General features: G+C 67.0%; 17 protein-coding genes. 10 read left to right on the top strand and 7 right to left on the bottom strand.

The annotated features are described in order from the left end of the window. Nucleotides 1-41 precede the first annotated feature (41 nt). Nucleotides 42-1,226, bottom strand: a complete 1,185-nt coding sequence (locus tag H4O11_RS12860; protein WP_182339822.1) for an aminoacetone oxidase family FAD-binding enzyme — start codon at nt 1,224-1,226, stop codon at nt 42-44. A 5-nt stretch (nt 1,227-1,231) separates the two neighbouring features. Further along, nucleotides 1,232-1,780 carry a YaeQ family protein gene (locus tag H4O11_RS12855; protein WP_182339821.1) on the bottom strand — a complete coding sequence of 183 codons (549 nt, stop codon included), beginning with the start codon at nt 1,778-1,780 and terminating at the stop codon, nt 1,232-1,234. Nucleotides 1,781-1,822: 42 nt separating this feature from the next. Here H4O11_RS12855 and H4O11_RS12850 point away from each other — a divergent pair, with 42 nt between their 5' ends. After that, entirely contained in the window at nt 1,823-2,752 is a 930-nt protein-coding gene (locus H4O11_RS12850) for a pseudouridine synthase (protein WP_182339820.1), read from the top strand. Between the two features lie 10 nt (nt 2,753-2,762). On the opposite strand, the gene H4O11_RS12845 is transcribed toward H4O11_RS12850, so the two are convergent. After that, complete coding sequence (locus H4O11_RS12845) at nt 2,763-3,239, bottom strand: YaiI/YqxD family protein (RefSeq protein WP_182339819.1); 477 nt, start codon at nt 3,237-3,239, stop codon at nt 2,763-2,765. A 303-nt stretch (nt 3,240-3,542) separates the two neighbouring features. Here H4O11_RS12845 and H4O11_RS12840 point away from each other — a divergent pair, with 303 nt between their 5' ends. The 4 genes from H4O11_RS12840 (at nt 3,543) to H4O11_RS12825 (ending at nt 6,809) form a co-directional block, all read left to right on the top strand. Next, nucleotides 3,543-3,752, top strand: coding sequence for a cold-shock protein (locus tag H4O11_RS12840; protein WP_182339818.1), 210 nt, complete (start codon nt 3,543-3,545; stop codon nt 3,750-3,752). A gap of 142 nt (nt 3,753-3,894) precedes the next feature. Further along, nucleotides 3,895-4,584: a glutathione S-transferase family protein gene (locus tag H4O11_RS12835; RefSeq protein WP_182339817.1), complete on the top strand. Its 690-nt coding sequence runs from the start codon at nt 3,895-3,897 to the stop codon at nt 4,582-4,584. 41 nt (nt 4,585-4,625) lie between these two features. Continuing rightward, a complete protein-coding gene (locus H4O11_RS12830) occupies nt 4,626-6,191 on the top strand; it encodes a protein adenylyltransferase SelO (RefSeq protein WP_182339816.1) in 1,566 nt (521 codons plus the stop codon). Nucleotides 6,192-6,269: 78 nt separating this feature from the next. After that, nucleotides 6,270-6,809 (top strand): adenine phosphoribosyltransferase, encoded by a 540-nt coding sequence (locus tag H4O11_RS12825; protein WP_182339815.1) that lies wholly within the window; start codon nt 6,270-6,272, stop codon nt 6,807-6,809. A gap of 190 nt (nt 6,810-6,999) precedes the next feature. Here H4O11_RS12825 and dbpA read toward each other — a convergent pair whose 3' ends face one another. Both dbpA and H4O11_RS12815 read right to left on the bottom strand, forming a co-directional pair. Further along, complete coding sequence (gene dbpA, locus H4O11_RS12820) at nt 7,000-8,376, bottom strand: ATP-dependent RNA helicase DbpA (RefSeq protein ID WP_182339814.1); 1,377 nt, start codon at nt 8,374-8,376, stop codon at nt 7,000-7,002. Between the two features lie 112 nt (nt 8,377-8,488). Continuing rightward, nucleotides 8,489-9,559 carry a YeiH family protein gene (locus H4O11_RS12815; protein WP_182339813.1) on the bottom strand — a complete coding sequence of 357 codons (1,071 nt, stop codon included), beginning with the start codon at nt 9,557-9,559 and terminating at the stop codon, nt 8,489-8,491. A 101-nt stretch (nt 9,560-9,660) separates the two neighbouring features. Here H4O11_RS12815 and H4O11_RS12810 point away from each other — a divergent pair, with 101 nt between their 5' ends. Further along, nucleotides 9,661-10,554: a LysR family transcriptional regulator gene (locus tag H4O11_RS12810; protein ID WP_182339812.1), complete on the top strand. Its 894-nt coding sequence runs from the start codon at nt 9,661-9,663 to the stop codon at nt 10,552-10,554. A 34-nt stretch (nt 10,555-10,588) separates the two neighbouring features. Beyond that, the gene (locus H4O11_RS12805; RefSeq protein ID WP_182339811.1) at nt 10,589-12,472 is read left to right on the top strand and encodes an ATP-binding cassette domain-containing protein; all 1,884 of its coding nucleotides are present in this window, start codon (nt 10,589-10,591) and stop codon (nt 12,470-12,472) included. A 180-nt stretch (nt 12,473-12,652) separates the two neighbouring features. Here H4O11_RS12805 and H4O11_RS12800 read toward each other — a convergent pair whose 3' ends face one another. Together H4O11_RS12800 and H4O11_RS12795 are read right to left on the bottom strand one after the other, a co-directional pair. Continuing rightward, a complete protein-coding gene (locus H4O11_RS12800; RefSeq protein ID WP_182339810.1) occupies nt 12,653-13,117 on the bottom strand; it encodes a c-type cytochrome in 465 nt (154 codons plus the stop codon). Nucleotides 13,118-13,128: 11 nt separating this feature from the next. After that, nucleotides 13,129-13,542, bottom strand: coding sequence for a c-type cytochrome (locus tag H4O11_RS12795; RefSeq protein ID WP_182339809.1), 414 nt, complete (start codon nt 13,540-13,542; stop codon nt 13,129-13,131). A gap of 203 nt (nt 13,543-13,745) precedes the next feature. Here H4O11_RS12795 and H4O11_RS12790 point away from each other — a divergent pair, with 203 nt between their 5' ends. The 3 genes from H4O11_RS12790 to H4O11_RS12780 are packed head-to-tail and all read left to right on the top strand — an operon-like array spanning nt 13,746 to nt 21,513. Then, nucleotides 13,746-14,906 carry an efflux RND transporter periplasmic adaptor subunit gene (locus H4O11_RS12790; protein WP_182339808.1) on the top strand — a complete coding sequence of 387 codons (1,161 nt, stop codon included), beginning with the start codon at nt 13,746-13,748 and terminating at the stop codon, nt 14,904-14,906. Next, nucleotides 14,903-18,439, top strand: a complete 3,537-nt coding sequence (locus H4O11_RS12785) for an efflux RND transporter permease subunit (RefSeq protein WP_246333468.1) — start codon at nt 14,903-14,905, stop codon at nt 18,437-18,439. Before H4O11_RS12790 ends, H4O11_RS12785 begins: the two co-directional genes overlap by 4 nt. Beyond that, nucleotides 18,436-21,513 carry an efflux RND transporter permease subunit gene (locus H4O11_RS12780; protein ID WP_182339807.1) on the top strand — a complete coding sequence of 1,026 codons (3,078 nt, stop codon included), beginning with the start codon at nt 18,436-18,438 and terminating at the stop codon, nt 21,511-21,513. The genes H4O11_RS12785 and H4O11_RS12780 overlap by 4 nt, the downstream gene beginning before the upstream one ends. Nucleotides 21,514-21,548: the final 35 nt, after the last annotated feature.

Raw genomic sequence — 21,548 nt, 5'->3', positions numbered from 1 at the left:
CCAGCCCCCTGCCGTGCGCGCCGATCTACTACGTGCCTACACTACACCGCGCTGCCGGCGGCATGGCCGCTGGCCCACGCCCACTGGAAGTTGTAGCCGCCCAGCCAACCACTGACATCCAGCACTTCGCCGATGAAATGCAGGCCCGGAACGCGCCTGGATTCAAACGTGGACGAAGACACCTGCGCGGTGTCCACGCCGCCCAGGGTGACCTCTGCCGTGCGATAGCCCTCGGTGCCGCTGACCACCAACGGGAATGCGCCCAGCAACTGCGCGGCCTGGCGCAACTGCGGCTCATCGATCTGTTTCACCGGGCGGTCCGGCAACCAGTGTTCGCACAGGCGCTGGGCCAACCGTTTGGGCAACACCTCGGCCAGCACCGTGCGCAGTTCGGCCGATGGCCGGTCGCGCTTCATCCGGCGCAGCCAGTCCCCGGCGTCCTGGCCCGGCAGCAGGTCCAGCTCCAGTGCATCGCCGGGTTGCCAGAACGAGGAAACCTGCAGGATCGCCGGACCACTGACGCCACGATGGGTGAGCAGCATCGAGTTGCGGAATGCCATTCCGTTGCTGCGGGCTTCCACCGGCAGGGCGACACCGGACAGGTCGGCCAGGCGCTGCTGGTGGGTGCCGCTCAGCGTCAACGGCACCAGTCCTGCGCGGGTTGGCAGCAGGTCATGGCCGAACTGGCGCGCGATGTCATGGCCAAAGCCGCTGGCGCCCAGGCTGGGAATGGACAAGCCGCCGGTAGCCACCACCAGCGAGGCGGCGAAGAACGCACCCTGCGCGGTGTCCACGTGGAAGCCATCGCTGCCACGCTCGATGCGCTGCACGGCGCAGTCGGTGCGGATCTGCGCGCCTGCGGCCTGGCACTCGTCCACCAGCATCTTCACGATCTGCTTGGAGGACACATCGCAGAACAACTGGCCCAGTTCTTTTTCGTGGTACGCGATGCGATGGCGCTCGACCATTTCGATGAAGTCGGCCGGGCTGTAACGCGCCAGCGCCGATTTGCAGAAATGCGGGTTGGCCGACAGGAAATTGGCCGGCGTGGTGCCGGTGTTGGTGAAGTTGCAGCGCCCGCCACCGGACATCAGGATCTTCTTGCCCACCTTGTTGGCGTGGTCGATGACCTGTACCACGCGGCCGCGCTGGCCGGCTGTCAACGCACACATCAGGCCGGCCGCACCCGCGCCGATCACCAGTACATCGCAACGGATCGTCGCCACCGCGCTCAGTCCTTGGCGCGTTTGCGCCAGATCGGGGTGACCTCCAGCTGCATCTGGTCGTTGATGAGCTGCACTTCGGTGTCCTGGACCAGCACGCTCCAGCGCATCGCGCGCTGGATCTGCTGGCTCCACAGGTCGACGAAGTCGGCTGGCAGGTCCAGCACGGACAGGTTGCCGAAGCGCTCCAGTGCCTTGCCCTGCTTCTGCCACCAGATGTCCGATGCATTGCCACCGTAGTTGACCACCTGGACCTGCCGGCTGCGGTTGCAGGCCTTGCGGATGCGCGATTCGTCCGGATGCCCCAGGTCTATCCACTGCAGGATGTCGCCGGTGTAGTCGTGCTGCCACAGGTCCGGCTCGTCATCGGTGCTCAGGCCGCGACCGAACTCCAGGCGCTCCTCGGCATTCAGCGCAAACGCCAGCAGCCGCACCATCAGCCGCTCGTCGGTCTCCGACGGGTGCTGGGCCAGGGTGAGGTTGTGCGTGGCGTAATAGCCGCGATCCATGTCGCTGATCTGCAGTTCGGCCTTGCGGATGGTGGCGGTGAGTGCCATGGGTGTTCCGTGGACAAAGAGGCCCATGATAATGGTTGCGCCATGCACCCGTCCGAATCGATCCCGCCTGCCGTCGCGCCCAGCCGCCTGCAGTTGCCACCCGGCGACTGGAGCTGCCTGCTGGATGGGCTGTGCGCACGGTTTCCGGGCATTGCCCGTGAGCAGTGGCTGGACCGTTTCTCCCGCGGCCTGGTGCGCGATGCGCAGGGCCGGGCCCTTGCGGCCACGCAGGCATGGCAGGTCGGGCTGGAAATCCGCTATTTCCGTGAAGTGGCCGACGAACCCGTCATTCCGTTCAGTGAGCGCATCGTGCACCACGACGCGCATCTGCTGGTGGTCGACAAACCGCACTTCCTGCCCGTGGCGCCCGCCGGGCGCTTCGTCCAGCAGACCCTGCTGGCCAGGCTGGTGGCGGCCACCGGGAACCGGCAGTTGGTGCCGCTGCACCGGCTGGACCGCCTTACCGCCGGCCTGGTGATGTTCTCCGCCCAGCCCGGAAGCCGTGACGCGTACCAGCGCCTGTTCCGCGAACGGCGCATCGAGAAGGTCTACGAAGCCCGGGCAGCGGCCTTGCCGGCGCTGCAGTTCCCGCTCCAGCGGCAGAGCCGGCTGCAGCCTGGCGAACCGTTCTTCCGCATGGCCGAGGTGCCCGGCACGGCCAACAGTGAAACCTGGATCGAGGTGATCGATGCGACAGGGCCGGCCTGGCAGTATCGGCTGCGGCCGGTAACCGGGCGAAAACACCAGTTGCGCGTGCACATGGCCGCGCTGGGCGCGCCGATCCTGGGTGATGACCTTTACCCTGGATGCCGGCCGACGGCCGCCGACGATTACGCTCGTCCGCTGCAGTTGCTGGCGCGGGGGCTGGCTTTCACCGACCCGCTGACCGGTGAAGCCCGGCAGTTCAGCAGCACGCGCCTGCTGGCTGCGGGGCAGGGGCCAGGTCCCTTTCCTGCAGCAGAAGGGACCTGACTCCTGCCTTTCAGCGTCGGGGCAGCCTGGCCAGCCACTGGTCCAGCGCATTGGCGAACGCCTGGCGATCACGGGCGTGCAGCGGAGCGGGGCCGCCGGTCTGGATGCCCGCGCCACGCAGTTCTTCCATGAAGTTGCGCATCGACAGGCGCTGGGCGATGGTGTCGGGGGTATACAGCTCGCCGCGCGGGTTCAGTGCCACCGCGTGCTTTTCCAGCACCAGCACGGCCAGTGGGATGTCCTGGGTCACCACCAGGTCGCCGGCCCGGGCCTGGGTGACGATCTCGGTATCGGCCACGTCCAGGCCGTGCGGTACCTGGATGGAGCGCAGCCAACGGGAGGGTGGGGTGCGCAGCCAGTGGTTGGCGACCAGGGTCAGCTCCAGCTGGGCACGCTCTGCGGCCCTGAACAGGATCTCGCGGATCGGCACGGGGCAGGCGTCGGCATCGACCCAGATGCGGGGAAACCGGGGAGTGGATTCAGTCATGGACTCCCAGTCTAGGGTAAGAGAAATCTGAATTGGGCTCCGGTCCACGTCACAGGGGCCCCAAGCCCCTTGCCATGTATGGGTTGCAAGCCCAAAACAATGAATAGCTTCCCTATCGCTTTTTGGGCGAAACACGCGTATCGTTCGACCCACTGTGTTTGCTAGGGTCACCGTAAATCGTGGCCTGGTGCAGTTGATCTCACGATCCGCTCCATCGATCCGCTTTGCCAACGCCTGCAACTCAGTCTCGGCCCCGATAACGGAGGCTGCGATTTATTTCACATTGTTTCAGGAGTTTCAAAGATGTCTGATCGTCAGAGCGGTACCGTCAAGTGGTTCAACGATGCCAAGGGCTTCGGCTTCATCACCCCGGAAAGCGGCCCGGACCTGTTCGTGCACTTCCGTGCCATCCAGGGCAACGGCTTCAAGTCGCTGCAGGAAGGCCAGAAGGTGACCTTCGTCGCCGTGCAGGGCCAGAAGGGCATGCAGGCTGACCAGGTGCAGGCTGACTAATCGGCCTGCTGCCGCAAGGTAGCCAGAAACGCCGGAAGCGAAAGCTTCCGGCGTTTTTTTTGCCCGCTGATTGCCATCACATGCCGGCCGACGGCCGCCCTCTACCATGTACCGGTCGATTTCCCTGCCGCGGAACCTGCGCATGATCACCGTCCACCACCTGGAAAACTCCCGTTCGCTGCGCGTGTTGTGGATGCTGGAGGAGTTGGGGCTGGAATATGCGTTGAAGCAGTACCCGCGCGATCCGAAGACGCTGCTGGCGCCACCGGCATTGCGCGAGGTGCACGCACTGGGCAAGGCGCCTGTCCTGCAGGATGGCACACGCGTGCTGGCCGAATCGGGGGCGATCCTCGATTACCTTGCCGACCGCTATGACAGTGCCCGTGTCCTGTCGCCGCCGCCGTTGCCGGCCGACGCGCAGGAACGCATGGATTACCGTTACTGGCTGCATTACGCCGAAGGTTCGGCGATGCCGCCGATGCTGTTGACCCTGGTGCTGTCGCGGATCCGCAGCGCACCGATGCCGTTCTTCGCCCGGCCGATTGCCCGGGCCATCGCCGACAAGGCGGAGAAGGGCTTCGTCGGCCCGCAGCGACGCCTGCACCTGGAATGGATGGAGCGGCGCCTGGCCGACAGTCCCTGGTTCGCCGGTGATCGTTTCACCGCCGCGGACATCCAGATGAGTTTTCCGATCCAGGCGGCCGCCGGCCGTGGCGACGGCCTGGACGACAAGCCGACCCTGCGTGATTTCCTGCGGCGCATCGAACAGCGCCCCGGTTACCAGCGTGCGGTGGCGCGTGGCGGCAGCCTGGACGCACCGCGCGGTCGCTGACGGCGCTTGCCGCCGGCCTGCGGCGCCCCCATGAAGGTGCCATGGATACCGACGTATTGCATTTCGACAACCAGCTGATCCGCGCATTGCCGGGTGACCCGGAACAAGGCCCGCGCCGCCGTGAGGTGCGCGGCGCGGCGTGGTCGTCGGTGTTGCCCACGCCGGTGACGGCCCCCACGCTGCTGGCGCACTGGCCGGAGGTGGCCGATCTGCTTGGCCTGTCTCCGGCGCTGGTCGCCAGCGCGGATTTCGCCCAGGTCTTCGCTGGCAATGCGTTGCTGGAGGGCATGCAGCCATGGGCGGCCAACTATGGTGGCCACCAGTTCGGGCACTGGGCCGGGCAACTGGGCGATGGCCGCGCCATTTCGCTGGGCGAGGTGCTGGCAGCCGATGGCAGGCGCTGGGAACTGCAACTGAAAGGCGCCGGACCGACACCTTACTCGCGCGGCGCCGACGGGCGCGCGGTGCTGCGTTCTTCGATCCGCGAATTCCTGTGCAGTGAAGCGATGCACTACCTGGGCGTACCGACCACGCGCGCGTTGTCGCTGGTCGGCACTGGCGAGGACGTGGTGCGCGACATGTTCTATGACGGTCACGCACGGCCCGAGCCGGGTGCCATCGTCTGCCGCGTCGCGCCCTCGTTCCTGCGCTTTGGCAGCTTCGAACTGCCGGCATCGCGGGGTGAGGAGGCGCTGCTGCAGCAGATGGTCGATGCCTGCATCGCGCGTGATTTCCCCGGCCTGCAGGGCAGCGGTGAATCGCTGCACGGCGACTGGTTCATGCAGGTCTGCGTGCGGACTGCCGAGATGGTGGCGCACTGGATGCGGGTCGGCTTCGTGCATGGGGTGATGAACACCGACAACATGTCCGTGCTCGGCTTGACCATCGACTATGGACCGTACGGCTGGCTGGAGGATTTTGATCCGGGCTGGACACCCAACACCACCGATGCCCAGGGGCGGCGCTACCGCTTCGGCACCCAGCCGCAGGTGGCGTACTGGAACCTCACCCGGTTCGCCCAGGCGCTGGCGCCATTGTTCGGCGACGTACAGCCGCTGCAGGCAGGGCTGGACGCGTACCAGGCCACGCTGGGCGCCTGCGTGCGACGCGATGCGGCAGCCAAGCTGGGACTGTCCGCCGCCAGCGACGATGACCTGCAACTGCACCAGCGCTGGCAGCAGCTGATGGAGCAGGGCGGCATGGACATGACGCTGGCCTACCGCGCGCTGATGACGCTGGATCCGCAGGCGCCCGATCGCGGCGTGCTGGACCACGTCTTCTATGATGATGCGCGCGCCGCGGCGGTGCATGAACCGCTGGTGGCCTGGCTGGATGATTACGCGGCCCGCGTGCGCGCCGATCCACAGCGGCCGGACACGCGGCAGGCAGGCATGGCACGGGCAAATCCGTTGTACGTGCTGCGCAACTGGCTGGCCCAGGAGGCGATCGACCGGGCCGAGCAGGGCGACCTGGGAGGCGTGCTTGCCCTGCAGCAGGTGCTGCGCGATCCGTATACCGAACGGGCCGGGTTGGCGCATTACGCCGGCAAGCGTCCCGCCTGGGCCGACCACAAGGCGGGTTGTTCGATGCTTTCCTGCAGTTCGTAACGCACGGGGCGGGCCTTGCCAAGGCAGGCAGGGCGCGAAGCGGTTACCCTATGCCGCCATCAGACTGCCGATCCTGCCATGACCGACGCTACCGTCGCCGCACCGACCTGGGCCGCGCGCCTGCGCGACATCGCTGATTTCCCCAAGCCGGGCATCCTGTTCAAGGACATCATGCCGCTGCTCGCCGATGGCGATGATTTCCGCGCGGCGATCGCCGCCATGTGCGCGCGCTGGCGTGGCCAGCGGCTGGATGCCGTGGTGGGAATCGAATCGCGTGGTTTCATCCTCGGTGCGGCAATGGCGCATGAGCTGGGCATCGGCTTCGTGCCGGTGCGCAAGCCGGGCAAGCTGCCGGGCAAGGTGCTGCGCGAGGAGTACACGCTGGAATACCGCAGCGACTGCATCGAAATGCATGCCGACGCGCTGCCGGCCGGCGCCCGCGTGGCGGTCATCGACGATGTACTGGCCACCGGCGGAACGCTGGTGGCGGCGTTGGCGCTGGTACGCCGCCTTGGCGTGGACGTGGTCGGTGCCGGCGTGCTGGTCGAGCTGGACGGCCTCGGCGGCCGCGGCCGCTGGGAAGCGGGCCTGCCGCTGCACGCCGAACTGGTTTATTGACGAAGCGACCGTCTGCGGATCCCCTACCGCCGCGGATCCGTAGCGCCGAGCCATGCTCGGCGAGCGCACTGCGCGGTACCCGACGCCGAGCATGGCTCGGCGCTACCTGTATCGTCGGTGCGCCGGCGTGCTGGTCCGCGGATCCGTAGCGCCGAGCCATGCTCGGCGAACGCACTGTACGGTACCCGACCTACATCACCCGGGTGCGGAACCGGCGGCCCTTGATCTTGCCTTCTTCCAGCCTGGCCATGGCCTTGTTGGCGTATTCGCGGGCGATGGCCACGTAGGAACGCGTCGGGTAGATCGCGATCTTGCCGATGTGCTTGCCGGCCAGCCCGGCATCGCCGGTCAGCGCGCCAAGGATGTCGCCCGGGCGCAGCTTGTCGGTCTTGCCGCCATCGATGCGCAGCGTGCGCATGGCCGCCTGTGGCAGTTCGGCCGGACGCGCGGTCGCCAGTGGTGTCTTCTGCCAGTCCAGCGGCTTGCCGCGCTGTGCTTCCAGTGCATCGGCACGGGACTTCTCACGCCCGGCCACCAGGCTGATCGCCATGCCGCTGGCGCCGGCGCGGCCGGTGCGGCCGACGCGGTGCTGGTAGGTTTCGATGTCGGTCGGCAGTTCGTAGTTGATCACCACCGCCAGGTCTTCCACGTCCAGTCCGCGCGCGGCCACGTCACTGGCCACCAGCACGTTGCAGCTGCGGTTGGCGAAGCGCACCAGTACTTCCTCGCGGTCGCGCTGTTCCATGTCGCCATGCAGCGCCAGCGCCGAGAAGCCGAACTGCTGCAGCGAGTTGGCGACCTCGTCGACATCCTTGCGGGTATTGCAGAACACCACCGCCGATTCCGGCGTGTGCTTGAGCAGCAGGCCGGCCAGCGCCTTCTGCCGGTGCGCAGGCTCCACCTCGCAGAACACATGGCGGATGTCCGGCGCATGGTCGGCGCCGTCCACCGTCACTTCCACCGCATCTCGCAGTACATCGTGGCCGATGGCGCGGATCGCATCCGGGAACGTGGCGGAGAACAGCAGCGTCTGGCGGTCCTTGTGGGTGCGCCCGGCGATTTCGCGGATGGGCTCTTCAAAGCCCATGTCCAGCATGCGATCGGCTTCGTCCAGCACCAGCGTGCGCACCGCGCCCAGGTTCAACGCGCGCTTGCGCGCCAGCTCCTGCACGCGACCGGGGGTACCCACCACCACGTGCGGGTGGTGCGCCTCCAGCGAGGCCAGCTGCGGGGCCAGCGGCGTGCCGCCGGTCAGCACCAGCAGCTTCATGTTGGGGATGCCGGTGGCCAGCTTGCGGATCTGCTTGCCGACCTGGTCGGCCAGTTCGCGCGTGGGGCACAGCACCAGTGCCTGCACCCGCTGGGTGGCCGGATCCAGCGCCTGCAGCACGCCCAGGCCGAAGGCCGCGGTCTTGCCGCTGCCGGTGGGGGCCTGTGCGATCACATCGCGGCGGTCGAGGATGGCTGGCAGGCTGCGCGCCTGCACCTCGGTGAGGGTGGTGTAGCCGAGAGCATCCAGGCCGGGCTGCAGGGCCGGGCTCAACGGCAGGGTAGAGAATTCATTCATGGCGCATTGTACCTGCGTGGATGGGTGTCGCCGCCAACCGCCAACCGCCAACCGCCAACCGCCAACCCGTAGCACCGGGCCATGCCCGGCGAGCGCAGCGGAAGGCTTCCGCTCAACCCAGCATCGTCACGCCCCGGTGGATCGCCCCGCCGCCGATCACCAGCCAGGCGAACAGGCAGGCGGCCAGCAGCAGCGGTTTCAGGCCGGCTTCGCGCAGGGCAGACACCTGCGTGGCCAACCCCAACGCGGCCATCGCCATCGCCAGCAGGATCGTGTCCAGCTGCAGCAGCGCCGCGTGCAGGCTGCCGGGCAGCAGATGCAGGGAGTTCAGTCCGGCCACCACCACGAAGCCGAACGCAAACCAGGGCACCATGATCGGCGCGCGACCGCCGCCGGCCTGCGGTGCCTGCCGTGACAGCGCGGCCGACAGCAGCACCAGGAACGGTGCCAGCAACATGACCCGTACCATCTTGGTGATGACCGCCGTATCGGCTGCGGCTTCGCCAACCGCGCGTCCGGCCGCGACCACCTGGGCGACTTCGTGCACGGTGGCCCCGGTATATACCCCGAACTGCCGCGCATCCATTGCCAGCCAGCCGTGGTCCAGGCCGAACCGGTACAGCGCCGGGTAGAGGAACATCGCCAGCGTGCCGAACACCACGACGGTGGATACGGCGACGGTGACCGCGCTGGCGCGGCCACGAACCACCGGTCCGGCCGCCATCACCGCCGCGGCGCCGCAGATGGCGCTGCCCGCGCCAATCAGCATCGCCGTGTCACGCTGCAGCTTGAACACGCGGGTGCCCAGCCAGCATGCCAGGCCGAACGTGCTGGCCACTACCAGCACGTCGATCGCCACCCCGGCCGGGCCGACCTGGCCGATGTCCTGGAAGGTCAGGCGCAGGCCGTACAGCACGATGCCGGCACGCAGCAGCCAGTGCTTGGCGAATCCAACGCCTGCTTCGCAGAGCCCGGCCATGCCCGCGTACACCGAATTGCCGACCACGATCCCGCCGAGGATGGACAGCGTCAACGCGCTCACCCCATGCGCCTGTGCCCATCGTCCCCCTGCCAGCCACAGCGAGGCCGCTGCCAGCAGCCCGACCAGCAGCAGCCCGGGCAGGCGCGGTCGCCAGTCCGCAAGCGGGGAGGGCAGGTAACGGGACAGCGTGGGCAGGTTCATGGGGGCGGAAGGTAGTGGCAACCGCACCAGCCTGCGCCCGTGCCATTTACCTGTAAAACGCATAAAATTGTTGAGACTGACCAGAAATCAGGTTGATTGCCATGCGCCTCACCCTTCGCCAACTGCAGGTGTTCGTTGCCATCGCCGACGAGGGCAGCACCCATGCGGCCGGTCTGGCCGTGGCGTTGTCGCAGTCTGCGAGCAGCGCCGCACTGCAGGAACTGGAATCGCATTTCGGCACGCCCTTGTTTGATCGCATCGGTCGCCGGCTGGTGATCAACGGCCACGGACGCGCGCTGCTGGAGCCGGCGCGGGTGCTGCTGGCCAACGCGGCAGGGCTGGAACGGCAACTGGCATCGGGGCATGAAGCGGGCCGTGGCATGCCGCAGCGCCTGCTGCTGGCGGCCAGCACCACCATCGGCAACTACCTGCTGCCGCCCCGGATCGCCGCGTTGTTGCGGCAGGTGCCGAAGGCCGAAGTGGACCTGCGCATCGACAACAGTGCCGGGGTGGTGGCGGCCGTGCAGCAGTTGCAGGTGGATGCCGGGCTGATCGAAGGGCCCTGCCACGCGCGTGGCCTGCAGGTACTGCCGTGGCAGCAGGATCCGCTGGTGGTGGTGGCGGCGGTCGATGCGCCGCCGCGCTGGACATTGGCTGCATTGCGCCGTGCGCGCTGGCTGCTGCGCGAACCGGGCTCGGGCACGCGCGAAGTGGTGGACCAACTGCTGCTGCCGCACCTGCAGGGGTTCGGGCAGAGCCTCCAGCTCGGCAATACCGAAGCGATCAAGCAGGCGGCCATTGCTGGTCTCGGCCTGGCCTGCCTGTCGCGGCATGCGGTGGAGGACGCGCTGGCGCTGGGGCACCTGCAGGTGCTTGCCACGCCACTGCCAGCGCTGCGTCGACAACTGTGGCTGGTGCGCCATCCCGGCAAGCGCTGGCTGCCGGGGCTCGATGCGTTACTCGGTCCTTTGCCGGGCCTGTTGCTGGCACGGTAAGCGCGCGGCAGGGTACAGGCCTTACAATAGGCGGATGCCTCTGATTACCTTGCAGAACGTCGACTTCAGCGTCGGCGGCCCGTTGTTGCTGGAAAAAGCCGAATTGTCGATCGAGCCGGGCGAGCGTATCGCCCTGATCGGCCGCAACGGCGCCGGCAAATCCACATTGCTCAAGCTGCTGTCCGGCGATCACAAGCCCGACGACGGCGAAGTCCGCGTACAGCAGGGCGTCCGCGTGACCCGGCTGGAGCAGGAGGTGCCGCACGGCGCCGCCGGCAGCGTGTTTGACGTGGTCGCCGATGGCCTGGGCGAGCTGGGCCAATGGCTGGCCGAGTTCCACCACCTCAGCATGGCGGAAGAATTCGACGGCGATGCGCTGGGCCGCGTGCAGGCGAAGATCGATGCCGCCAACGGCTGGGGACTGGATCAGCGGGTCAGCGAAACCCTGACCAAGCTGGACCTGGACGGCGACGCCGAGTTCGCGCGCCTGTCCGGCGGCATGAAGCGCCGCGTGCTGCTGGGCCGCGCGCTGGTGTCCTCGCCGGATCTGCTGCTGCTCGACGAACCGACCAACCACCTGGACATCGAAGCCATCGACTGGCTGGAAATGTTCCTCAAGAACTGGAACGGCAGCGTGGTGTTCGTCACCCATGACCGCCGCTTCCTGCGTGCACTGGCCACCCGCATCGTCGAGATCGACCGCGGCCAGGTCACCAGCTGGCCGGGCGACTGGGCCAACTACGAGCGCCGCCGCGAAGAGCGCATGAACGCGCAGGCGCAGGAAAACGCACGCTTCGACAAACTGCTCGCGCAGGAAGAAATCTGGATCCGCCAAGGCATCAAGGCCCGCCGCACTCGCGACGAAGGCCGTGTGCGCCGCCTCAAGGCAATGCGCAACGATCGCTCGCAGCGCCGCGAACTCGGCGGCAACGTGCGCATGGAAGCGGCGCAGGCGGAGAACTCCGGCAAGAAGGTGATCGACGTCAAGGACATCTCGTTCGCCTTCGGCGAGCGCGTGATGGTCAAGGACTTCAGCACCGTGATCCTGCGCGGCGACCGCATCGGCCTGATCGGGCCGAACGGCAGCGGCAAGACCACGCTGCTCAAGCTGCTGCTGGGCGACCTGCAGCCGCAGAGCGGCGAAGTGCGCGCTGGTACCAACCTGCAGATCGCGTATTTCGACCAGTACCGTGCGGTGCTGCGCGAAGACTGGACCGCGATCGAGAACGTGGCCGAGGGCCGCGATTTCATCGAGTTCAACGGCAAGCGCAAGCACGTGCACGCCTACCTGCAGGACTTCCTGTTCTCGCCCGAGCGCGCCCGCGCGCCGATCACCCGTTTGTCCGGTGGCGAGCGCAACCGCCTGCTGCTGGCCAAGCTGTTCGCGCAGCCGTCCAACCTGCTGGTGATGGATGAACCGACCAACGACCTGGACGTGGAAACCCTCGAGCTGCTCGAAGAGCTGCTGAGCGATTACACCGGCACGTTGCTGCTGGTCAGCCATGACCGTGACTTCCTGGACAACGTGGTGACCTCCACGATGGTGATGGAAGGTGACGGCGTGGTCGGCGAGTACGTCGGCGGCTACACCGATTGGCAGCGCCATGCTGCACGCGTGGCCGCCGCGGCTGCGTCCGCACCGGTGGTGGCGGCCAAGCCGGTTGCTGCGGCCGCTGCTGCCGCAGCGCCGGCCGAGCCCAAGCGCAAGCTCAGCTACAAGGATGCGCGCGAGCTGGAGCAGCTGCCGCTGAAGATCGAAGCGCTGGAGAAGGACGTCGAGGGCCTGACCGCAGCGATGAACGACCCGGCGTTCTACCAGCGCAGCGCCGCCGAAATGGCAGCGCACAACCAGCAGCTGGCCAAGGTCCAGGCCGAGCTGGATGGCGCCTACGCGCGCTGGGAAGAGCTGGACGCCTGAGTGAGGTAGTGACGGCCGCTGGCCGTCACTTGCGACCGCTGCGTTCGCCGACTACCGATGCGTTCGCTGACTACCGCTGCGCTCGCCGACCATGGGTCGGCGCTACGGGGGCTGGGTCGGCGTTACCGGTGGGCTGGGTCGGCGCTGCCGATGGATCGCGTCGGCGTTACCGGCGGTGCTTCATTTCACCCCGTGCAGGTCACGCAGCTGGGTCGGGCGTGAAGCGAAATACGCGGCCAAGTCGGCGATTTCCTGGTCACTCAGCCCGGTGGCCTGCGGGGCCATCAGCGCGTGCTGGCGGTCACCGGAACGATAGGCCTGCAACGAATGGGCCAGGTAATCGCTGTACTGCCCTCCCAGTTTCGGGTACGTGGGATCGATCGGCGCATTGCCGTCGGCACCGTGGCAGTCGATGCAGCTCTGCCCGGTGGCCTTGCCCTTCACCTGCGCGCGCGCCTCACCGGCGGCAATGCGGCCGCTGGGCAATCCAGCCGAAGAGGACGCTCCAGGCAGGTCGCCACTGGCCTGGCCGGGCTGGTCGGGCGACTGCGTGGACGGATCTTCGTGGGACGGGGAACAGGCTGCCAGCAGCATGGCAACGGACAGGGCGATGGCATGACGCGTGAACGGCGCGGCTTTCGACATGTGGACGTGCCTTACTTGACGGTGGACAGGTAAACAGCGAGATCGGCGATCTCCTGTTCGCTGAAGCTCATCGACTGCGCCTGCATGGTCGGGTGCCGACGCTTGCCATGGCGGTATTCGGTGAGTGCCTGCAGCAGGTACGCCTCGCTCTGGCCGCCGATCTTCGGCACGCGGTAGCTGGGATAGGCGTTCTTGTACCCGGTGATGCCGTGGCATCCCTGGCAGGTGTAGGCGAGCACGCGGCCGTTGTCGAAGTTGCCGGTCAGGGCAGCGGCGGGTGCCGGTGCCTGTGGGGCGGGCAAGGGCGCTTCGGCGGCGGGTGCCGGCGGCGTGGTGGCAGGGGCAGGAGCAGCCCGTACGGCGGCCCCGAGGGGCAGCAGGAGGACGGCCAGAGCAAGACAAGCGGCGAGCGGCTGCGGGCGCATGATGTCATATCCGGATTTCGGGTCTGGTCGTTCCGGCGTGGGGTACGGAACGGCCCGAGTATAGCCGCTCATTTCATCTAGCTGAAATGGGGGCCGGCCGACCGGCGGCGTGAAGTCACCATGACCAATGGGATATGGTGTATCTGTGAAGTGGTGAATTACTTTGCTACCACACCTGCCCACGCATCCCCAGGGACTCGACGATGTCACGCCATGCCTTCCTGCCCACCGGCCGCAGCGGAATCTGCGCCGCTGCGCTGCTCATCACCCTCTCGCTGCCGCTGCTGTTGTCCGGCTGTGCGGCGGGTCCCAACAACGAAGCCAATGCGGCCGAAAGCAAGGATGGCAAGGCTGGCGAGAAGAAGGTCGATGCGGTGCCGGTGGAAGTGGCCGTCGCCAGCCATCGCGGCGTGGCGGCCAGCTATACCGGCACCGCTGCATTGGAGCCGCGCGCTGAATCGCAGGTGGTCGCCAAGACCTCCGGTGTTGCCCTGGCCGTGCTGGTCGAAGAAGGCCAGCAGGTGCGTGCCGGGCAGCCGCTGGTGCGGCTGGACCCGGACCGCGCCCGCCTGGCCGTGGCACAGAGCGAAGCGGTGATGCGCAAGCTGGAAAACAACTACCAGCGTGCCTACAAGATGGTCGGCCAACAGTTGGTCAGCGCGGCCGATGTCGATCAGCTGCGCTATGACCTGGAAAACGCACGTGCGCAGTATCGCCTGGCCACGCTGGAGCTGTCCTACACCACCGTGGTCGCGCCGATTTCCGGTGTGATCGCCCTGCGTTCGATCAAGACCGGCAACTTCGTGCAGATCAACACGCCGATCTTCCGCATCGTCGACAACTCGCGGCTGGAAGCCACGCTCAACGTGCCCGAACGCGAACTGGCTACGCTGCGCGCCGGCCAGCCGGTCACCCTGGTCGCCGATGCATTGCCAGGCAAGCGCTTCACCGGCGAGGTGGACCGTATCGCGCCGGTCGTGGATTCCGGCAGCGGCACGTTCCGCGTGGTCAGCACCTTCGACGGCGGAACGCAGTCGCTGCAGCCGGGCATGTTCGGCCGCATCCGCATCGATTACGACCAGCGCGCCGATGCGCTGGTGGTGCCGCGGCTGGCCTTGCTGGACGACGGCGAGCCGGCGGTGTTCCGCGTGCAGGCTGGCAAGGTGGCCCGCGTGCCGGTGACGCTGGGTTACGCCGAAGGCGCATGGGTGGAGATCCGTGACGGCCTGTCCAAGGGCGACCAGGTGGTCACCGCCGGCAAGGTCGCGCTGCGCGATGGCACCGCCGTGCAGGTGATCGTGCCCAATGAACCGAAGAAGGTCGCCGCCGCCAAGCCGGTCGCCAAGGCCGGGAGCGCGCAATGACCTCGGCCGGCAACGATCACGGTCGCGACCCGCACGACGGCCGCGGCCCCGGTGCCATGGGCGGTGGCCTGGTGGAGTTCGCCACCCGCCGGCGCGTCACCATCGCCATGTGCACGGTCACCCTGATCCTGTTCGGGCTGATCGCGCTGGGCAGCCTGAAGGTGAACCTGCTGCCGGACCTGAGCTACCCCACGCTGACGGTGCGCAGCGAGTACACCGGTGCGGCGCCGTCGGAAATCGAAACGCTGATCACCGAACCGGTCGAAGAGGCCGTGGGCGTGGTCAAGAACCTGCGCAAGCTGAAGTCCATTTCGCGCACCGGCCAGAGCGATGTGGTGCTGGAATTTGCCTGGGGCACCGACATGGACCAGGCCAGCTTGGAGGTGCGCGACAAGATGGAAGCGCTGAACCTGCCGCTGGAGGCCAAGGCCCCGGTGCTGCTGCGCTTCAATCCGTCCACCGAACCGATCATGCGGCTGGTGATTTCCAGCAAGGACGCGCCGTCCTCGGAAGCAGGCGCGATCCGCGAGCTGACCGGGCTGCGCCGCTATGCCGACGAAGACCTGAAGAAGAAGCTGGAGCCGGTCACCGGCGTGGCGGCGGTCAAGGTCGGTGGTGGCCTGGAAGATGAAATCCAGGTGGACATCGACCAGCAGAAGCTGGCCCAGCTCAACCTGCCCATCGATACCGTCATCCAGCGGTTGAAAGAAGAGAACATCAACATTTCCGGCGGTCGCCTCGAGGAAGGATCGCAGCGCTTCCTGGTGCGCACGGTCAACCAGTTCGCCGACCTGGACGAGATCCGCAACCTGCTGGTCACCGCGCAGACCTCCAACGGCAGCGCCGCCGATTCGGCGATGGCGCAGATGTTCGCCATTGCCGCGGCGACCGGTTCGGACGCGGCCATCGCCGCGGCATCCGCGGCACAGAGTGCATCGGGTGGCGGCGGCTCCAGCGTGATCGCCAACGGCGTGCCGGTGCGGCTCAAGGACGTCGCCACCGTGCGCCAGGGCTACAAGGAACGCGAGGCGATCATCCGCCTGGGCGGCAAGGAAGCGGTGGAACTGGCGATCTACAAGGAAGGCGACGCCAATACCGTGGCTACCGCCGAAGCCCTGCGCACGCGGCTGGAGCAGATCAAGGCCACGTTCCCGTCCGATGCCGAGCTGACCACCATCGAAGACCAGTCGCGCTTCATCGAACACGCCATCAGCGACGTGAAGAAGGATGCGATGATCGGCGGCCTGCTGGCCATCCTGATCATCTTCCTGTTCCTGCGCGATGGCTGGAGCACCTTCGTGATCAGCCTGTCGCTGCCGGTCTCGATCATCGCCACGTTCTTCTTCATGGGCCAGCTTGGGCTGAGCTTGAACGTGATGTCGCTGGGTGGCCTGGCACTGGCCACCGGCCTGGTGGTGGATGATTCCATCGTGGTGCTGGAGAGCATCGCCAAGGCGCGTGAGCGCGGATTGGGCATACTGCAGGCCGCCATCGCCGGCACCCGCGAAGTGAGCATGGCGGTGGTGGCATCCACCTTGACCACCATCGCGGTGTTCCTGCCGCTGGTGTTCGTCGACGGCATCGCCGGTCAGCTGTTCCGCGACCAGGCCCTGACCGTGGCGATCGCCATCGCGATCTCGCTGCTGGTGTCGATGACCCTGATCCCGATGCTGAGCTCGTTGAAGGGACGGCCGCCGCTGGCGTTCCCGCAGGAACCCGCCGCGGAAGCCTGGCGGCCGCAGAACCGCTGGTTGAAGCCGGTCGCCGGCGGCCGCCGTGGCTTCGTTGCCATGATCCGCTGGAGCTTCTTCGGCGCGGCTTGGTTGGTGGTGCGCGCCTGGCGTGGCGTGGCGGCGGTGGTGGGTCCGGTGATGCGCAAGGCCAGCGACGTGGCGATGAAGCCATACGCCGGTGCCGAGCGCGGCTACCTGCGCCTGCTGCCCAACGCGCTTGCGCATCCGGGCAAGGTGCTGGGGCTGGCTGCGTTGGCGTTCGTCGCCACCATGGCGGTGGTGCCGATGCTGGGCGCGGACCTGATCCCGCAACTGGCACAGGACCGCTTTGAAATGACCGTGAAACTGCCCGCCGGCACCCCGTTGAAGCAGACCGATGCGCTGGTGCGCGAGCTGCAGCTTGAACATGGGAAAGGCAATGGCATCGACTCGCTGTATGGCGTCAGTGGCAGCGGCACGCGGCTGGATGCCAGCCCGACCGAGAGCGGCGAGAACATCGGCAAGTTGACCGTCGTGATGGCCGGTGGCGGTGACGCGCGCACCGAGGCGGCGATCACCGAACGCCTGCGCGGCACCATGGATGCGCATCCGGGCGTACAGGTGGATTTCGCGCGGCCGGCATTGTTCAGCTTCTCGACCCCGCTGGAAATCGAACTGCGCGGGCAGGACATGGCCGGACTGGAACAAGCCGGACAACGCCTGGCGGCGATGCTGCGCGGCAACCCGCACTACGCCGATGTCAAATCCACGGTGGAGGAAGGGTTTCCGGAAGTCCAGATCCGCTTCGACCAGGAACGTGCCGGTGCACTGGGCCTGACCACGCGCCAGATCGCCGACGTGGTGGTGAAGAAGGTGCGCGGCGACGTGGCCACGCGCTACAGCTTCCGCGACCGCAAGATCGATGTGCTGGTGCGTGCGCAGGAAACCGACCGCGCCAGCGTGGACAGCATCCGTCGCCTCATCGTCAATCCGGGCAGCGCCCGTCCTGTCACCCTGGATGCGGTGGCCGAAGTGGTCGCCACCACCGGACCCAGCGAGATCCATCGTGCCGACCAGACGCGCGTGGCGGTGGTGTCTGCGAACCTGCGCGACATCGACCTGGGCGCGGCGATGCGCGAGGTGCAGGCCATGGTTGCCGAACAGCCACTGGGCGCTGCTGTGGGCATGCACATCGGCGGGCAGGGCGAAGAACTGGCCGAGTCGGCACGTTCGCTGATCTTCGCCTTCGGCCTGGCCATCTTCCTGGTCTACCTGGTGATGGCCTCGCAGTTCGAATCGCTGCTGCATCCCTTCGTCATCCTGTTCACCATCCCGCTGGCGCTGGTAGGCGCCGTGCTGGCCCTGTTGCTGAGTGGCAAGCCGATCTCGGTGGTGGTGTTCATCGGCCTGATCCTGCTGGTGGGGCTGGTGACCAAGAACGCGATCATCCTGATCGACAAGGTCAACCAGCTGCGCGAGGCGGGCGTGGCCAAGCACGAGGCACTGGTGGAAGGTGCGCGTTCGCGCCTGCGCCCGATCATCATGACCACCTTGTGCACCCTGTTCGGCTTCCTGCCGCTGGCGGTGGCGATGGGCGAGGGCGCCGAGGTGCGTGCACCGATGGCGATCACCGTGATCGGCGGCCTGCTGGTGTCGACCCTGTTGACCCTGCTGGTGATCCCGGTGGTGTATGACCTGATGGACCGCAAGGGCGATGCGTACTATCGCGAGCGCGGACGCAAGCTGCACCACGAGGCCGTCCCCACCGCCGTGCTGGCCGGGCAGGGCCCGGAAGGCCATGCCACGGAGGGCAGGGCATGAGCATTGCCGAGTTCTCCATCCGGCGGCCGGTCACCACCATCATGTGCTTCATCTCGCTGGTGGTGGTGGGCCTGATCGCCTCGTTCCGGCTGCCGCTGGAGGCGCTGCCGGACATCACCGCGCCGTTCCTGTTCGTGCAGGTCCCGTATACCGGCTCCACCCCGGAAGAGGTGGAGCGCACGCTGATCCGGCCGGTCGAGGAAAGCCTGGCGACGATGACCGGGATCAAGCGCATGCGCTCGTCGGCCACCTCGGAAGGCGCGAGCATCTTCATCGAGTTCAGCGACTGGGACCGCGACATCGCCATCGCCGCTTCCGACGCACGCGAACGCATCGACGCCATCCGCAGCGACCTGCCCGACGACCTGCAGCGCTACAACGTGTTCAAGTGGTCCAGCAGCGACCAGCCCGTGCTGAAGGTGCGCCTGGCCAGCGATACCGACCTCACCGGCGCGTATGACATGCTGGACCGCGAGTTCAAGCGGCGCATCGAACGCATTCCCGGCGTGGCCCGGGTCAACATCTCCGGCGCACCGCCCAACGAGGTGGAGATCGCCATCGATCCGAACCGGCTCAACGCACATGGGCTGAGCATCAACGAGCTGAGCGACCGCCTGCGCACGCTGAATTTCTCGTTGTCGGCCGGCCAGATCGACGACCATGGGCAGCGTGTGCGGATACAGCCGGTAGGCGAGATCACCGACCTGCAGGAGATGCGCGACCTGGTGATCAATGCCAGGGGGCTGCGCCTGGGTGACATCGCCGAGGTGCGCCTGAAGCCGACCCGGGTGAACTTCGGGCGGCGACTGGACGGCAACCCGGCCATCGGCCTGGACGTCTTCAAGGAGCGCAGCGCCAACCTGGTCGATGTCTCGCGCGCTGCACTGGCCGAGGTGGAGGCGATCCGTGCACAGCCGAACATGCGCGACGTGCAGGTCAAGGTCATCGACAACCAGGGCAAGGCGGTCACCTCCTCGCTGCTTGAACTGGCCGAGGCCGGCGGCGTGGGGCTGATCCTGTCGGTCACCGTGCTGTTCTTCTTCCTGCGCCACTGGCCGTCGACGCTGATGGTCACCCTGGCGATCCCTATCTGCTTCATCATCACCCTGGGTTTCATGTATTTCGCCGGGGTCACCCTCAACATCCTGACCATGATGGGCCTGCTGCTGGCCGTCGGCATGCTGGTGGACAACGCGGTGGTGGTGGTGGAAAGCATCTACCAGGAACGCGAGCGCATGCCCGGCCAGCCACGGCTGGCCTCGATCGTCGGCACCCGCAACGTGGCCATCGCGCTCAGCGCCGGCACCTTGTGCCACTGCATCGTGTTCGTGCCGAACCTGTTCGGCGAAACCAACAACATCAGCATCTTCATGGCGCAGATCGCCATCACCATCTCGGTGTCCCTGCTGGCCTCCTGGCTGGTGGCGGTCAGCCTGATCCCGATGTTGTCCGCACGCATGCAGACGCCGAAGCTGGTGCATTCCGAGGCCGGCGTGATCGCGCGGTTGCAGCGCCGTTACGCCGCGCTGCTGGACTGGTCCCTGCGCCATCGTGGCTGGAGCCTGCTGGGCATCGGCATGGTGGTGTTGATCAGCCTGGTGCCGATGAAGCTGACCAAGATCGACATGTTCGGCGGCGAGGGCGGCCAGGACGTGTACATCGGCTACATGTGGAAGAGCGCCTATACCTACCGGCAGATGTCCGAAGAGGTGCAGCGCGTGGAAGCGTGGCTGGATGCGAACCGCGAACGCCTACACATCACCCAGGTGTATTCCTGGTACAGCGAGGAAGAAGGCAGTTCCACGGTGGTGACGCTGGATGCGGCCCATGCCAAGGGCATCAAGGCGATCCAGGAAAAGCTGCGCGACGGCCTGCCGAAATCCGCGCGCGCGGACTACTTCGTCGGCAACCAGGGCGGCGACTCCGGCGGCAGCCAGGGGGTGCAGGTGCAACTGGTCGGCGACTCCAGCACGCTGCTGCAGGAGATCGGCCAGGAAGTGCTGCCGTTGCTGGCACAGCGCGGGGAACTGCGCGATGTGCGCATCGACAACGGCGAAAAGGGCAGCGAACTGGCGATCAAGGTCGACCGTGAGCGTGCGGCGGCGTTTGGCTTCAACGCCGAACAGGTGGCCAGTTTCGTTGGCCTGGCGCTGCGCGGGGCACCGCTGCGCGAGTTCCGCCGCGGCGACAACGAAGTCCCGGTATGGGTACGTTTCGCCGGTGCCGAACAGAGCACGCCCGAAGACCTGGATGGCTTCAGCGTGCGCACCGGCGATGGCCGCACGGTGCCGCTGTTGAGCCTGGTGTCGGTGGACATCACGTCCTCGGCCACGCAGATCGGGCGCACCAACCGGCAGACCACGCTCACCATCAAGGCCAACCTGGCCGAGAAGGTGACTGCGCCCGACGGCCGCAAGGCGATCGAAGCAGTGCTCAAGCCGATGAACTTCCCGGCCGGTTACAGCTTCACTTTCGACGGTGGCGACTACGGCGATGATGGCGAGGCGATGCAGCAGATGCTGTTCAACCTGCTGATCGCGCTGCTGATGATCTACGTGGTGATGGCAGCGGTGTTCGAATCGCTGCTGTTCCCGGCGGCGATCATGAGCGGCGTGGTGTTCTCCATCTTCGGCGTGTTCTGGCTGTTCTGGATCACCGGCACGTCGTTCGGCATCATGTCCTTCATCGGCATCCTGGTGCTGATGGGCGTGGTGGTGAACAACGGCATCGTGATGATCGAACACATCAACAACCTGCGGCGGCGTGGCATGGCACGCACGCAGGCGTTGGTGGAAGGTTCGCGCGAGCGCCTGCGGCCGATCATGATGACCATGGGCACGGCGATCCTGGCGATGGTGCCGATCTCGCTGACCGACACGCAGATGTTCGGCGATGGCCCGCCGTATTATCCGATGGCGCGCGCCATCGCCGGCGGGCTGGCGTTCTCCACCGTGGTCAGCCTGCTGTTCCTGCCGACCATCTACGCGGTGCTGGATGATGCCCGCGACGCGGCGGCGCGACTGATCCGCAAGGCCCGTGGCCGTGGCGTGGACGCCCCGGTGGTGGAGGTTTGAGGAGGGCTCGCCGACCATGGGTCGGCGCTACCGCC

This window comes from Stenotrophomonas tumulicola, assembly GCF_014117215.1.
In the GTDB taxonomy this organism is placed as follows: Bacteria; Pseudomonadota; Gammaproteobacteria; order Xanthomonadales; family Xanthomonadaceae; genus Stenotrophomonas; species Stenotrophomonas tumulicola.
This window is presented reverse-complemented; position numbering and strand designations above follow the sequence as displayed.